This window comes from Chitinophaga sp. CC14, assembly GCF_048957795.1.
Lineage (GTDB): Bacteria > Bacteroidota > Bacteroidia > Chitinophagales > Chitinophagaceae > Chitinophaga > Chitinophaga ginsengisegetis.
Genome location: NZ_JARBFY010000003.1, coordinates 1,598,070 through 1,614,301, shown reverse-complemented (window position 1 = coordinate 1,614,301; position 16,232 = coordinate 1,598,070). Strand labels below are relative to the sequence as shown.

The following is a 16,232-nucleotide window of genomic DNA, read 5'->3' as shown; positions in this document are numbered from 1 at the left end:
TTTGGTTTAGATGAATAATAAGTAGCTTATAAACCTGCATGCTCCTTTCTTCCGGAGATCTTATTGGTAAAAGAAAACCAGTTAACACCCGTTGCTTCCCCGGTAAACTTAAATGTCAGCTGATGTTTCCCCGTGAGCTTTTTAACAGGGATGCTAATGGTGGTGTATTCCTTAGTCAACGCAGCAGGCAGCGTTACAGACGCATAGGGGTTCAATGTATCTTTATCAGCATACACCACAACCTCCCCCTGCCCGGGAGCCACCCGTAACAGGAGATATTGATACCCATTCTCAAAATCCACCTGGTTAAACCTGATCCACGCACCATCGGTTAAATGGGTGATGTCCTGATCACCGGGATGGCTCAAATCCTTGCTGGCAGCTACACGTGCGAGATGGATATCATCATACATCTCTGCCTGAACCAATGAGGAAGCTTTAAAGAGATTAGGCGGCCCCTGACGGGTATTCATCCGGAACCAGTTAAAATCAACATAGCCGCCTGGCCCGACGGTGGCATAATTAAACAGCACAAACCTGTTTCCCGTAAACATCTTCAGGTCAAATTTCATGTTCAGCGTGTCCCCGACCGGAATAAATGCGCGGTTATCAAAACTATAATAAAAATGAGCCTGGTCCTTGATTGTGTTTACTGATGCTTTAAAGAAGATCTTACTCCTTTTCCCTAAAGCAACGCTATCAATGGTTTTCCCGGCATGCTTCATTACAATAAACTTTGCACCTTCCGCAGCCGTAACCCCTATTGAGGCATAAGGAATCTGCAATACAGCAAGACCCGCCATATCTCCCACCTGCATGTGGCTCACATCCAACTCCGTGGTAGCATCGGAAAACGGGCCAAACATCCGTTGCGTTAAAGAATTTCTTGCCTGGGGAAGATCTCCGGCAATACCGCTGGTAGTGAGCCGCAGGTAACCTTTGCGTTTAGTAAGCGACCAGGCGCTGTCGTCCGGATTATGATTCCACGCCCACTGAATGGCTAACTTACCGGCATTAAATTCGTCGCTGGTGGGGAGCACATGTACCGGCGAAACTATACCTGTATTGGGTTTGGCGTGGGTAACTACTGCCCTGCCATCTTTGCCTACCATTGGCCAGCCATCTACCCACTGAACCGGCTGCAGCGTGGGCACTCTTCCAACGCCGCCCCTGTCCTGGAAGATAACACTCCACCATTCTCCTTTTTGTGTTTCAATCAATGCCCCCTGGTGAACGCCCCTGCCATGAAGGTTCATATCGTCTTTCAATACAATCTTCTCCTCATAGGGACCATAAATGTTTTTTGACCGCAGGCAACACTGGTAACCATCTCCACCGCCATAAGTGGCGTAAATGTAGTAGTACCCGTTTATCTTGTAAACATGCGCTCCCTCCAGCCCGGGCCGTTGCACTTTGTCAAATACAACGCTATCCCTGCCTATTGGAGCGAGATTGGCGTCCACTTCTGTTACCGATATCTTAGAATAGCCATGCGCCACATAGGTGCGCCCATCGTCATCAAAAAAGAGCCCTGCATCATAATACGGCCTGGCCAGCTTTCGTATTTCCCAGGGGCCTTCGGCTTTTGTGGCAGTACATAAAAAGCCGCCTTCATTCAGGGTAAGGAAAAGGATGTGGAATTTTCCATTGTGATAACGGATACTACTGGCCCACTGGCCTTTCCCATACCGGTTACCGCCATTTAAATCATAGAAAGGGTGTTGTTTAAACTGCTGCACCGCATTGGAAGCATACTCCCAGTTCACCAGGTCCGTTGATTTAAGAACAGGAACACCCGGGAAAAAATACATGGTGGTGGTTACCATGTAATAGGTGTCTCCAACACGGATAACATCATTGTCCGGAAAATCAGCCCAAATGATAGGATTTGTAAAGGTACCATCTCCATTATCAGACTGCTGCGCCTGAAGAGAAGTACCAATAAACAAGAGGGCCATAACGAGGAATTTTTTCAAACCGTTCGTGGTTAGATCTTTAAGCATCTTCAAAGAATTATACTATCATCTTCTGCCGTTTTGTCCACACTAGACATTTCGTCACTTACGTTACATTCAGCAAAACAAAAATACCCGGACTACCCTTCCGCCAATAGCTCATTTGTTGAAATTGATAGCACAATTGTCTTACAGACAATCATTTTTAGTGGAAGAAACACTTAAGGGATAAGGACAACGCATATATAACACCAGGAACACTTTTAAGATTGCATTACAATACTTAAATTGGGAGATGAAATAGTTCCGGCAAAAGTTCCATGTACGAAAAGTTCAACCAACATCTTGTTTTTAACGACTGCCAAATATGTCTAAATATAAATTCACGTTTCTCTGTTTGTTACTATTCCTGGTGCAGATAAGTCGGGCTCAAACAAAGAAGATAAATTTCACCTCACTGGCCGCAAAAGACGGATTAGTGTCCAATGCGGTGAACTGCATCATCAAAGACCACTACGGCCTTATGTGGTTTGCCACCGACGATGGTCTGAACAAATTTGACGGTACCAACTTTACCGTCTACCGGCATAATCCTGGTGATTCTTCCAGCTTGAGGGCAAACGAGGTATTGGCGCTCCACGAAGACAAAAACGGTAACCTCTGGATAGGTACCAGTGATGGCGGTCTTAGCCTGTACGACCGCAAAAAGGACGCTTTTATTCACTTTCCCGTAAACGCCAACAGCCCCGAACTCCCCCCGAATGCGGTTATCATAGACCTCTGCAGCGATACGACAGGCAGGGTGTGGATAGCGCAGTTCGAAAACCTGTTCCTGCTCGACCCTGCCACCCGTCATATTTCCAGGGTTAAACTTGATACGGGGAAAGACAGCCAGGAAGCCACCAAAACGCTCGGTTGTGTTTTGGCAGATAGTAAACAACAAATCTGGATTGGTACCACGATTGGCCTTTACCGGTATTCCCCGTCAACAGGCAGCTTAAAGCTGATATTTAATACCTCGAAGTTCAGTCCCCTGGACAATGACGTAAATGCTATTGCAGCCGATAAAAGCGGCCAGATCTGGGTGGGCACCTCCACTGGGCTATGCATTATGCAACCCGATGGCTCCGGGTTTACTCCCTACACTCCATCAACCGGGAATGCTTTCATCAACAATGTGCAGGTGAACTGTATTGAGCCCGACGATGATGGCCAGCTGTGGATTGGCACACAGGAAGGGCTGATCGTGCTGAATACCCGGACAAAAGCCGTTGATCGCTATCTTCCGGATAATGGAAATATTTACAGTCTTACCAGTCAGGCTATAAGGTGCACTTATATCGACAGGCAGGGAATTTACTGGATTGGCACCTTTCGCGGCGGTATCGATAAATACGATAAAAACCTGAACCTCTTCAATTTCAAACCCGGTAGTATCTTTCATACATCCGACCGCAAATCATCGATAGTAAGTGCTTTTGCAGAAAAAAGCGAAGAAGAAATCCTGATTGGCACCGATGGCGGAGGTTTGTTCGAATTCAACCGTGCTACCGGGAAAGCCCAACCGGTTAATATTCCGCTGCCGGCAAACAATAACGTGTCTATCATGGCGCTTCAGTATACACGGAACAAAAAACTATACATCGGCACTTATGCTCATGGCCTGCTTATCTCCAACGGCCGTAATTATAAGCACCTGGTAAAAGGAACCGGCCGTGATAACCTGAATGCCAGTGATGTTTTTTGTATAAAGGAAGATAGTAAAGGTAATGTTTGGGTGGGTACCAATGGAGAGGGAGTGAATATATTAAGAAATGAAGAAGTGGTTGCCAGGTTTAGTCCGCACCCAAGACCCGGCATACCGGAAGAAAAAAAGCTCCCGTTTAATGGATACATCAGAACCATTGAAGAAGATGCAGCAGGAAACATCTGGATTGGTTCACACGGTGGCGGCGTTGGCGTGTATCAACCCGCTACCGGCAAATGGAATATCTATACCCAAGGCAACAGCCAGCTGTCGGGCGATAAAGTACAGGTGATATTACGCGACAGCCGCGGAAATATGTGGGTGGGCACCTATGGCGGAGGGCTGAGCCTTTTCGACAAAGCCACCGGGCGGTTTATCAACTACGGGGAAAAAGACGGGCTTCAGAACACCACCATCTACCAGATTATTGAAGATAAAGCCGGTATCCTCTGGCTGAGTACCAACACCGGTATCAGCAGCTTTAATTTCGCCACAAAAGAATTCCGGAACTATACCCATTACAATGGGGTGCAAAATAATAATTTCGTACATACATCCGGGTTACGGCTGTCTGACGGAGATGTTATGTTCGGCGGACTCGAAGGCTTTAATTATTTTACCCCTTCCGGCTTAACGGTTAACAGGAATGTACCTGTTATTCTCCTCACGGACTTAAAAGTATCCAACAAATCAGTGATCCCTGGGGAAGACAGTCCTATTAAAGATCACATTTCTGTTGCCAGTGAGATCAGGCTTGAATACAAACAGAATTTTGCGCTCAGCTTCGTAGCACTGAATTATACCATCCCCAGGAAAAATTACTACGCCTACAAACTGGAAGGATTTGATAAAGACTGGAACTATACCGGCACCATCAACACTGCTTCTTACACGAACCTCGATCCGGGAGAGTATATCTTTCATGTAAAAGCAAGTAATAACGACGGCGTATGGAATACAAAAGATACTACGATAAAGATCTATGTACGGCCGCCTTTCTGGCGAACCATTTATGCTTACCTGTTTTATTTATCCGTTATCTGCGCACTGCTGTTGTATAGCCGGTACCGTGGCATTACCAGGATAAGGAAGAAGTTCCTGGCAGAACAGGAGAAACAGGAGATAAAACGTGTCCGTGAGCTGGACCGGATGAAAATTAAATTCCTCACTAATCTCAGTCATGATTTCAGAACCCCTATTTCATTGATCCTGGGGCCGGTGGAACAGCTAATTACCGATGAAAAAACCGGGAACAGGCTTGAAAAACTGAACATGATCAAACGGAATTCCAGGCGGCTGCTCAATCTCGTTAATCAACTGCTGGATTTCAGGAAGATGGAAGAACACGAACTAAAGCTGCAACTGACCAAAGGAGAACTCGTAACCTTCATAAAGGAAGTGACTGATTCCTTCAGTGATTTTGCCGAAAGGAAAAAAATCCGCTTCACCTTCACCAGCGGTCCAAAATCCCTGTATGCTTTCTTCGACCACGATAAAATGGAACGTATTCTCTTTAATCTACTTTCAAACGCATTCAAATTTACCCTGGAAGAAGATGCGGTAACGGTTGAATTACAACTGCTGGAAAAGCCCGCTGATCCCGGTCTGCAATGGGTGCTCATCACGGTGAAAGATACCGGTATCGGTATCCCCAAAGATAAAAGAGAGAAGGTATTCGATCACTTCTTCCAAACCAACACCAGTTCTGCTATCCTTAACCAGGGCACAGGTATAGGATTGTCCATTACAAAGGAGTTTGTAAAAATGCATGGAGGCAGCATTGAAGTGGAAAGCGAATCCGGGCAAGGCGCTGCATTCTTTATACAACTTCCGTTAAAAATAGCCGAACAACATATTCCGCTCTCATCTCAACCGGAAGAAACCCAGCCCGGAATACCGGAGCAACAGGAGATATCCGGTGTATCTCCCGCGGTGCAAAGTTTCTCAGAGATGTCCACCATTTTACTGGTGGAAGATAACGAAGACTTCAGATTCTATCTTAAAGATAACCTCCGTAACAGCTACAAGGTAATAGAAGCCATCAACGGAAAAGATGGCTGGCAAAAGGCATTGGCGCTGCATCCACATCTGATTGTCAGCGATATTACCATGCCGCAAATGGATGGTATCAGCCTGCTGCAAAAACTGAAATCAGACAAAAGAACCAGCCACATACCGGTAATATTGCTTACCGCACTTACCAATGAAGCGCAACAGATATCAGGACTGGAAACCGGCGCCAACGATTACCTCATTAAACCGTTTAATTTTGAGATACTCCACGCGAAGATCCGGAACCTGCTGCACTTGAACCATACCTTAAAAAATACCTATACCAAACAAATAAAAATACATGCGCCCGAAGTGCAGAAGGAGTCGACAGACGAGAAACTACTAAACAAAATCGTTTGCCACCTTGAAGAGAAGCTGACCGATTCGCAGCTCTCCGTGGAGAGCCTTAGTAAAGAAGTTGGAATGAGCCGGAGCTCCTTATACAATAAATTGCTGGAGCTGACCGGCCAAACACCTGTTGAATACATCCGCTCCTACCGGCTCGAAAAAGCGATGACCCTGATGCAAAAAAGCGACATGACTATTGCCGAAATAGCTTACCAGGTAGGATTTTCCACGCCTAACTATTTCGCCAAGTCGTTTAAGAATAAATACAACATGCTCCCCTCTGAATTTATAGCACGGGTTAAAAAAGGCGATACCGGTGAATAAAACAAGTCCCCGGCTTACATAGCCGGGGACTTGTTATCAAAAATACGATAGGGTTTTACTGTTATTTTGCGTTTGCCTCAAGCGCCTTCGCCACGGCGGCGTAGGAGAGCTTCCGTACAAAAGCCTCTGTCCAAAGCCCTATTGGCTCACCTGGCCGCCAGGAGGAATTCACCCGGCTGTCTAAAGGGCTCCAGATAGTAATACCGTAGCGTTGCTTTGCAGGAATGAGTTCAAAATATTTATCAATTACGTACTTGTACATGTCTGCCTGTGCTTTATAATGTTCAGCAGTAGCCTCCGTTGTTTTTACGCCTACGCCAAGATCCAGTTCAGATACTTTTATCAGTTTACCTGTAGCAGCCAGCAGCTTAAACATCTCGGCTATATTTTCCTTACTGGTAGTAGTGCTGATATGCATTTGTGTGCCAATACCATCTACTTTGGCGCCTTTGCTTTCTATGTAGTTCACATATGCAATCAGGCCACGGCATTTGTCGAGGCTGTACTCCAAATTGTAGTCATTGATAAAATGGATATCCGTTGCGTTGCCATATTGCCGGGCCATTTTAAACGCGGTTACGGCATAGTCCTTACCCAGGTAATCCTGCCAGAAGAAGTCATCCGCTGCTGTACTCGGCCGGCCAGCAGCTGTTTTTAACTCATAAGGGTTATTATCATCCATTGGTTCATTTACAACATCCCATGCTTTCACCGTGGATTTTCCCGCTTCTACCATGCCGTTCATCCATTTATCAAGTGCGGCTGTGAGGATGTACTTTTTTTCTGCTGCAGTTTTTTCCACAATGGTGGTAGTGCCGCCTGTAGCTTTGGCGTTTTTCAGTACCACATCATCGATGTAAACAGTACCGGCAAATTCACCATAGCTGAAAACCAGCCGTGTTCTGTCGGCAGCAGTAGCCGTGGTAGCAACACTTACCTGCTTCCATTCGGTAGTAACCGTCACCTGGCCATATCCATTGGAGGAGTAGTTGGCGCTCTGCAGCTCCGGGCGGATTATTCCTTCGGCGGTTCCTTTTACCCAAAAGCTCAATTCATAAGTTTCCCCGTTATCCAGCGGGGCTGCAAAGTCATAGCTGGTTTGCACATCCCAGTAGTTTGCTGCTTTTGCGGGATTGGTTACATAAAAGGCTTTGCCTTTGTTGCCAACACCCATGCCATCGGCGGTTACGCCACGGGAGGAGCTGCCACCCCAGCCTCCCCAGCCGCTTCCGGATTCAAAATCACCATTGGCAACGAGGTTGTTCACTACCGGTGCGCCTTGCGTATCGTATACATACAAATTGTTTACATCGATGTAATAAGTTACGCCGGCTTTGTATCCGAGGTCGAAATGCAGCTTAATATTGTCTGTCGAGAAATCATCTATCGTAAAGCGGATCTCTTTCCATGAAATCCCCGTGGTAAAGGTGGCTGTGGGCGTGCCTGATTTGGTCCAGTCTACCGAAGGCGTATTATTATTCAATCCTTCAAAAGAGATCCTTCCTTCGCCGGGCACATCTGACTTTATATACATCACTACTTCATACTTATGTGTTTTGTTTATTGCAGCACGCGGAGTGATTAACTGTAAGTCTGTAGCTGCCGACGAGCCTCCTTTTGATACCAGTTTAATAGCTTTGTTTCCGGTACCCATACCTTCGCCATCTGCTACTGAAATACCGGCTCCGGGATTTGCCAGGGTCCAGCCGGCAAGGCTTTTGTCTTTCAGCCCTGCAAGGTTTAAGTCGTTCTGATAAGCCGGAGATGTTACCAGCAAAGGACTGAGCAATCCCTTCAGATAGCTGGCATTCTGATTGGCATGCCACATCAGGGTATGACCGTATACCTGCATCCCTGATTCGGCGGCAGTTTGAAGCAGTGATTTTACTTTCACCAGGTTTAAACTGCCATCGGCCTGCACTACGGCGCCATGTTTCATTTCATAACCCAAAACAATTTCATCGAAGTTCCTGTTGGCCAGGCGGTACATCACTCCTTTATCGAGATAATCCTGTAAACCAAGTGCCACGCCTAACTTAAATCCAGGCTGCGCCACGCGGTTAATGTAGCTTTTCAACGCAGGATAAGCGTCTATATCTTCCTGGGCAGCGATGCTTTCAGGCTTATCCACGTTGAAGTCGAGCGCTTTATATTTACTGCAGGACGTAATGACAACAAACGTAATAAAGCTGGCGGCTATTTTATGAAGTTGATTCATATTAATTACTTTAATTGTATCGGACAGAATAATTATTTACTTACCGGCGTAAATGTTTCCATTGTTACAGCCCGGTCCCTTGATACCAACGTATCTGTGGTAGCCACCTGCATACCCGGTAAGGTTACCTGGTAATTGAGATAAAGCGCATCACGGTCTTTGCTACCCCAGCTGTTCTTCTCTCCTTTTTTTACAAACTGGCCGCTTCCGGTGGCCGTGAAACTCCCATTGGCCGCGGAGATGGTACATTTGCCACTGTCGTCGAACGTAAGCAGCAGTGTACAATAAATATTAACGCCGTCTTTGTCTTTATAGACTACCGGGAATTCCAGTTCCTTCCGGGATCTGGTGTTCAGTTTATTTACCTCATCCGATTCAACATATTCCTTATGCCGCACAATCGTTTGATTTACGCTTCCGGACACCACATCTTTTCCCCTGCGCAGATAGTTTCCGTGCCAGGTGTTCACATATTTGATAGCGTAAAGGATAAAGTCTTTCCCGCTCAAAATGGAGTCCGCACCTGATTTGTTGGTGATACGCAGCGGGATCACATAGGTATTCCGGATGGCTTTTGGATCATTGAAGAATGCATCTGTCAGCTGTACCTCTACTCCTCCTGCGAGGCCGCCTTCCGGGATAACAATTTCGTTTGCTGCCAGTGAATAGTAGCTGGCGGGCATGGGTAAGATTTCGTCTTTACCGGCGCCAAACAGCAACCCGTTTCCCAACAGGGAATTATCTACCGCAATGCCAACATGCAGGTCCTTTTTGCTGTAGTAAACACCACCGGTTGTGGCCATGATCTTACATTTGCCCTGGTTGTCCAGTTCTGTACTGAACACATCTTCCCCGAAAGTAATCGTCCGCACCGGGTACTGGTAAGCAAAATACACCGTCTGGTATTCATAATCCGGGAATACTACCTCTTTGTTGCATGCTGCTGAAACAAAGAGCAGCATGATAGGTATTAAGAACTTTTTCATCTTTGTTAATTTCAAAAATCAAAGAAAAATTATTTAAGTATCAGGAGCATCCTGTTAGCGCCAGCCTTTGTTCTGTTCCAAAGATCCAAACTTGAGGATCTCCCCATACGGGATGGGACCATAGATCATGAACGGCTGGAACTGCCGGTTTTCCACGTTAATAAAGGAGTAATTATTATTGCGGATACTCACACCTTTGGCGGTTTCACTGAGAGGCGCCTTCCAACGGCGAAGGTCCCAGAAGCGAAAGCCTTCAAAGCACAGTTCTATTCTCCGTTCATTCCTGATCAGCGCTCTCATTTGTTCCTTGCTGCCTCTCATTTCTTCGAGATAGGCGTCTCCGTTAGTAGTTCCTACCCCGGCCCTGTTACGGATCGCTTTGATAACATCATAAGCGGAGAATCCGAAGGCGCCGGTGCCTGTTGGTCCCCAGGCTTCATTGGCAGCTTCTGCGTAGTTGAGAAAAATTTCGGTATACCGGATGTGTGGTTTATAATGCCGTTGATTGTTTGCTGAGTTGGGATTCAGGTTAACATCCTGGCGCAACAACTTACGCAGGTAGTAGCCGGTCCGGGTAGAAGTTTCTACCTTATTCAGCGCGTCATTGGTGGGCCCATCTGCCGCAGTGTTGATCACTGTATTATTCGGGCCAGCGGTGCCGCCGTTAACCAGGATAAACATACGCAGCCGGGGATCGCGGCCCACATAGGGATTGGCAGGATCATAACCGCTGGCAGCATCCGTAATCGGAAGCCCATTCGCCATTGGGAAAGCATCTACCAGGTTTTGTGTTGGATTGATGCGGCCATTGCCAAATAAGCTCGGTGGGAAATTAGCCTGCTCCAGATCACGGTTGTCGCCGTAGTTATTTCTCCAGAGTATTTCGGAAGGATTTGCCCCATCGGCCAACCCGGCAATTTCGGAAGCATTGGAATACCAGTTAAGACCATTTGCGGATAAAGCCCCCAGCCCGCCTTTCAGGGCAATTACTTCACCGGCGTAGTTTGCCGCGTCTGCCCAGGTGGTGGAGTTGCCCTCGCCGCTGAAAGCCGGGCTGGCAGCCAGTAATGCCGCTTTCGACCGGATGGCCTTCGCAATACGGCCTGTGAGGAATCCACGGAAAGCGGAACCAAAGGCGCGGTCATATTGTTCCTTCGTTACAGTACCATACTTTGCGGGAATAAGCGCGGCACTGGCAATGTTTTCGTAATCTGTTGGAAGCAGCTGATCGGCCTGGGCAAGGTCACTGTAAATCTGCTTCATACATGCGTCAAAATTGCTTCTGGGCTTGTTGAAATCAGCATTTGGCCCCTGCACTTCAAGATTAATGGGTACGCCAAGTACAGCACCACTTTCAGACATGCCGGCGTGCGCCTGCAGCAGGTGATAATAGAAAAGGGCGCGTAAGCCATGTGCTTCCCCTTTTACCCGCATAGCAAACAATTTGCTCACGGCAGGATCAGCCGCCCATTTCACGGTGTCAACATCCCGCAGCGTGATATTAAGATATTGAATAGCGGCATAAGCATTGGTCCACTGGTTAAGCGGATTATTATTGGCAGTCCACTGACCGTTCGCCATTTTCAGGAACGTATTGTTCTGATCATTGGTTACGGCATCGTCGGTAGCTACATCATTAAACGACCACGAATTTGTAGGGATACGGTTATAACCGTTGAGCAGCACGCCAAACGGGAGCCCTGCATCATTGGGGTTATAATTTCCCGGATTCAGCTCCGGGTTATTTTCAATTTCCGGTGTCAGCAGATCCTTGCAACTGGTCAGCAAAAGAACGGACGCCAGCAGCATGATGGTATATCTTTTCATAAAGTGGAAACTTGATTTAGATTAGAACATAGCTTTTACTCCCAGGTTATATAAGCGGGTTTGAGGTGCACTGCCGATGTTCATCTCCATCAATTTACGTTCGGCAGAAAGCGTCAGTAAATTGAAGCCACTTACGTACACACCCATTTCCTTCACTATTTTTTTATTGCCAATCAGGTCGCTCATATCATAAGAGATCTGCACTTTAGCCAGGTCGATACGGTTAGCCTTGTACAGCCAGAAATCCGAATTGCGGAAATTGTTGTCGCTGTTGAAAGTGGTCAGGCGCGGGTATTTCGCTGACCCGGCTGTTTCTGGTGTCCAGCGGTCCCTTACTACTTCGGAATACTTGTCCTCCCCATCTACCCAGAACCAGGAGGTGTTCTTCATGCCGTAGGAACCGAAGCGGCCCTGGCCCAGCGCAAAGAAAGAGAACTGCTTCCACCTCACACTCACGTTTATGCCTAAGGTAAGTGGTGACCCAGCCCAGCCCCCACGGCCCAGGTACACTTCATCGCGTGTATCAATCACCCCATCTCCATTCTGATCCTTATACTTGATATCACCCGGTTTTACCTGTCCGAAAGTTTGGGAGGGAGAATTTTTAATATCATCTGCATCCTGGAAGAAGCCCTGGTGTTGCAGCCCCCATATCGCATCCAAAGGTTTGCCCTGTCTGTATTGGTAATTGTCTTCATAAGTTTCCGCGCGTTTTGTTGCGGTTGTTTTATAATAAGTACCTACCAGCCCGATGGAATAATTGATGGCAGATAGTTTCTTATTCAGACTAAGGTTGAAATCAACCCCCATCCGTTTATCATCATTATAATTTATATAGGGGATGAAAGAAGATACCGGCCATCCGGTGGTGAAATAAGAAGGAAACAACACGTTGGGCTGGATGATATTACCGGTAATTTTGTTGAGGAAGAAATTACCATCCAGTTTTATTAAGTTATGAAAGAAAGAACCCTCCAAACCGATACTGATCTCTTCCCTTTTCGGAAAACGCATATCCGGATTGGCTCCCCGCCTGGATTCTGTGGCTTGTACACCGGTACCATCCTTCCAGCCAAACCAGCTTCCCTGTGTGTTGGTATAAACACCCTGGTATAAATAGTAATTGTCAATATCCAGATCAGTATGCAGCACACCGGCGGAAGCGGTCAAACGCAGATCATCCACTCCCCTTACTCCACGCATAAACGGTTCGTTACTCAACCGCCAGCCCAGCGACACGGTGGGTGAAAAAGCGGTGCGGTTGCCTTCCGGCAGCTTCGCGCTATGGACTACGGCGCCGCTGAAATCAATATAGTAAGTACGACTCAGGTTGTAGCCCAGCTGTAACCCGAGATTGGCGTTGCTGACACGGTGGTACACAGCGGATTCAGATTGCTGAAAGCCATTCACCAATAATACTGCGGAAAGATGATGCCTGTTGCCGATAGTGTTCACATAGTTGAACTGCCCGGAAGCTGCAATAGTTTGGCGGTACCAGCTGTTGCTTACATTTTGTACGCCGGAAGTGGCATCCTGTCCGTATTGCGTGAGACTGCTGATCAGATCCACGCCGGAATAGTTGTTCCAGGTGGGTGCATACACGGCATAAGTATTATTGAATGCCAGGTTATAGGACGTGTTATAGTCAACAGCAAAGGTAGACCGGAAGGAAAGCCCTTTCAATAAATTTCTCAGGTCTGCATTCACGCCTGTGTTGAACTGGAATTGCCTGCTGATATAACGGTTGTTTCCACCTGCATAGATGGCGGCAAACGGATTAGTTTGATCCAGCTGCGTTCCACCCAGCAAATATTTCCCATCAATAATATGGTTACTGTTCTTCACAAATACGTTGGAAGCTTCATCCGTTGTTTCGATCATATCCAAAGGAATGAGCGGGGCAAAACGATGCGGACGCAAGGTAGCCGCGCTTTCCCAGTAATTGGTATTTACGCCCCTGCCGGTATAGAAAATGGCGGCAGCATCCACATTACAGGAAATATACTGGTTGAGATTAACATCCACGTTACCACGCAAATTAAGGCGATCGGATTTGCCATTGTTCACCGCCTCGCCAAAGTTGAGCAACGAACCGTTGGTCTGGTAACCGATATTGGTGTAATACCGCGCCTTATCATTTCCCCCGGAAATTTCTGCTGTTACATCATATCTGCCAAAGGCGTTTTTAAGATATTTGTCGGAGTAATAATCCACATTAGGATACCTGTATGGATTTTTACCTGCGGCATAATTATAAATCGTTTCGGGGCTATAAAGCTCGGCCAGTCCGTCGTTGCGGCGCGCTTCATTGTAAAGCGTCATGTACTCTGCTGATCCCAGGTAGTGGGGATAGGCTTTGGGAACATTCACGCCGGCATTTGCCCGGATGTCGATCCGCTGATTGCCCGGTTTCCCTCTTTTAGTAGTAATGTACACCACTCCTTTTGCAGCCCTGCTGCCATAAAGCGCTACGGCATTCACTCCTTTGAGAAAAGAGATCTGTTCAATTTCTGTGGGCATTACATTTCCTGCTTCACGGGGTACGCCATCAATGACGAGCAGATAGCTCCCCATGCCCCACATACTATTTCCATTGAAACCATTTACCCAGCCGTCCATATTTTCCAGGCTGTAAGTCATATAGTTTAGTTTCATTTGTGACGCCATGTCTACCGCCGAAACGCCTCCCGGCAGGTCTTTTCTATCCACCTTCCGGAATGCCACCTGTACCCGCTCGTCAGGCATATTGGAGATAGTTTTTGCCGTGGTATCCTGCGCCTGTAAAACCGGTGTCCCGCTCATCAGCGCCGCAGATACTATTAATGCTTTTATCTGATTCATGAATTTTTGAAATTAACAGTAAACGATACATGTAAGGGTTGCACGTTTTACCAACCCGGGTTCTGTGGGAATTCCAGGTACATATTGGCATCCGAATTTTTTAACGGCAGCCAGTAATGTTTTTCGGTATACCTGCGCTCCAGGATCACGGCTTCGCGTAAATTGAGTACCCGGTTGTTCTTTGGATCTGCAGTACTGAACGATGGCGACCGGTCAAACTCCACAGATTTCTTCAGTGTGTAAGGACTTTGGATCAGCAACATCCATCTTCTCAGGTCATTGAAACGATGGCCTTCGAAAGACAGTTCCACCGCACGTTCGCGGCGTACTTCGCTCATGAAGCCATCCAGGGAAGCAGTGAAGCGGGCAGCCACGCGTCCAACACCAGCCCGGTCGCGGATCACATTAATGGCGTCTACTGCTGTTTTAGCATAGTTGCCGGCTTTGCCGGTGGCGGAGCCGTAGCCTTGCGCAGCTGCTTCTGCATACATGATGTATATATCTGCCAAACGCATATAAGGCAGGTGAATGTTAAGCGCCTTGTCGTAAGTCCAGCCATTATCAAAGCGGTTAGCAGTTATCGGAATAAACTTATAAAGCAGGTAACCGGAACGACTGCCGCTGCTGACGTCGCGGTAAGTTCCACCGGTATGAAGATTTGCATAACGGTTTCTTTCGTCGGTAGTGGCGCCCTGTACACATTTAACCCCGTCGAAAACAATATCGTTGTAGAAACGCGGGTCCCTGCCTCTCCATGGGTAAGCCGGGTCGTATCCCGATTCCGGATCGGCCTGTGTAATGTCTTTAATGGGCAGGCCGTTAGCCATGCCATAATAATCAACATAGTTAGCCGTAGGAACGAAGGTGATGGCTTCTTCTGTGATCAAAGCCGGGCCGTATTGTTTGGCGGTACCATAGGTAGAACCATGTGCGCCATAATAAGGACTACGGAAAATAGCTTCCGTACCGCCTGGCATTAACCAGTTCTGACCGGTGCTGTAGAAATTAGTATAGTACTTGGAGAATTCTACCAGCTTATAAGGCGCATCTCCGGACTCGCACAGCTGCAACAACTCACCAAATGCGGTGGCCGCTTTTTTGCAATATTCCGGGTTATATGTTTTGCTGCCGGTGGATACATAATTCATCAACGGACTACCTGCCCACAAATAGTTTTTGCCCAGGTAACCCAGCGCCATGATCTTATTAATACGCAGCTGATTTTTTCCCAGCGTTCTTTTTCCTGCGGTAGTATTATCCCAGTTTACAGGCAGCAGGTTTGCCGCCTCTCTGAAGTCGGCCGCGGCTTTATCTGCACACTCGCTGTATTTGAGACGTGGTAAGGTCAGTTTCTGATCGCCGGGAAGTACCTGGTCGATGTAAGGTAAACCACCAAAATACTGGATGAACATAAAATGAAACCATCCCCTGAAAAACAGCAATTGTCCTTTAATCAGGTCCTTCTCTTCCTGGGTGGCATCTGTTAGTTTATCAATATTTGCCAGGCCCATATTGGCTTTCCGGATACCGTACCATCCCAGTTTCCACATCGATTTTGCAAAGCGGTCGTCGTTGGTGCTGGTATTATTCCGGTCCATCCAACCGGCCTGCCAGCCGTCGAACTGCGACTGCCAGCCCCAGAAATCGCCATTGTCTATTTTTACTATAAAGTGAAAATCGCGTGCGGTAGATTGAATTTCATCTTCTCCCCAGTTCCAGGAATTTGTCCAGTAAGCATTGGTAAAATCCGGTATGCAATGATAGAGTTCTTCGGTAAAGCCCTGAAAACTGATAAAGGTTTTAAATGCATTTTCTTCAGACACGATAGATTGTGGTTCCTTATCCAGGAACTTCTTGCAGGATGCCAGGCCAAGTACCATCACTATCCCGGCAAATGCAAGCAGTATCTTTGTATACTTATTCATAAAGATTAT

The 16,232-nt window shown here is 47.1% G+C and carries 7 protein-coding genes; 1 reads left to right on the top strand and 6 read right to left on the bottom strand.

From position 1 onward, the window contains the following. Window positions 1–26: 26 nt before the first annotated feature. Window positions 27–2,003, bottom strand: coding sequence for a family 43 glycosylhydrolase (locus tag PV783_RS16585; RefSeq protein WP_420988815.1), 1,977 nt, complete (start codon window positions 2,001–2,003; stop codon window positions 27–29). 319 nt (window positions 2,004–2,322) lie between these two features. Here PV783_RS16585 and PV783_RS16580 point away from each other — a divergent pair, with 319 nt between their 5' ends. Beyond that, a complete protein-coding gene (locus PV783_RS16580) occupies window positions 2,323–6,426 on the top strand; it encodes a hybrid sensor histidine kinase/response regulator transcription factor (protein WP_420988814.1) in 4,104 nt (1,367 codons plus the stop codon). A gap of 61 nt (window positions 6,427–6,487) precedes the next feature. Here PV783_RS16580 and PV783_RS16575 read toward each other — a convergent pair whose 3' ends face one another. From PV783_RS16575 to PV783_RS16555, 5 genes are read right to left on the bottom strand one after another with little or no spacing between them, the layout of a single operon-like run. Continuing rightward, window positions 6,488–8,644, bottom strand: coding sequence for an endo-1,4-beta-xylanase (locus PV783_RS16575; protein ID WP_420988813.1), 2,157 nt, complete (start codon window positions 8,642–8,644; stop codon window positions 6,488–6,490). Between the two features lie 32 nt (window positions 8,645–8,676). Then, window positions 8,677–9,630 (bottom strand): DUF5627 domain-containing protein, encoded by a 954-nt coding sequence (locus PV783_RS16570; RefSeq protein ID WP_420988812.1) that lies wholly within the window; start codon window positions 9,628–9,630, stop codon window positions 8,677–8,679. A gap of 54 nt (window positions 9,631–9,684) precedes the next feature. Next, window positions 9,685–11,457, bottom strand: a complete 1,773-nt coding sequence (locus tag PV783_RS16565; protein WP_363435633.1) for a RagB/SusD family nutrient uptake outer membrane protein — start codon at window positions 11,455–11,457, stop codon at window positions 9,685–9,687. A gap of 21 nt (window positions 11,458–11,478) precedes the next feature. Beyond that, window positions 11,479–14,298, bottom strand: coding sequence for a SusC/RagA family TonB-linked outer membrane protein (locus PV783_RS16560; protein WP_420988811.1), 2,820 nt, complete (start codon window positions 14,296–14,298; stop codon window positions 11,479–11,481). 47 nt (window positions 14,299–14,345) lie between these two features. Next, complete coding sequence (locus PV783_RS16555) at window positions 14,346–16,223, bottom strand: RagB/SusD family nutrient uptake outer membrane protein (protein WP_420988810.1); 1,878 nt, start codon at window positions 16,221–16,223, stop codon at window positions 14,346–14,348. Between the last annotated feature and the right edge of the window lie 9 nt (window positions 16,224–16,232).

Coding starts and splice junctions, on each gene's coding strand:
- PV783_RS16585 (WP_420988815.1), bottom strand. CDS start 2,003: ATGCTTAAAGATCTAACCACGAACGGTTTGAAAAAATTCCTCGTTATG.
- PV783_RS16580 (WP_420988814.1), top strand. CDS start 2,323: ATGTCTAAATATAAATTCACGTTTCTCTGTTTGTTACTATTCCTGGTG.
- PV783_RS16575 (WP_420988813.1), bottom strand. CDS start 8,644: ATGAATCAACTTCATAAAATAGCCGCCAGCTTTATTACGTTTGTTGTC.
- PV783_RS16570 (WP_420988812.1), bottom strand. CDS start 9,630: ATGAAAAAGTTCTTAATACCTATCATGCTGCTCTTTGTTTCAGCAGCA.
- PV783_RS16565 (WP_363435633.1), bottom strand. CDS start 11,457: ATGAAAAGATATACCATCATGCTGCTGGCGTCCGTTCTTTTGCTGACC.
- PV783_RS16560 (WP_420988811.1), bottom strand. CDS start 14,298: ATGAATCAGATAAAAGCATTAATAGTATCTGCGGCGCTGATGAGCGGG.
- PV783_RS16555 (WP_420988810.1), bottom strand. CDS start 16,223: ATGAATAAGTATACAAAGATACTGCTTGCATTTGCCGGGATAGTGATG.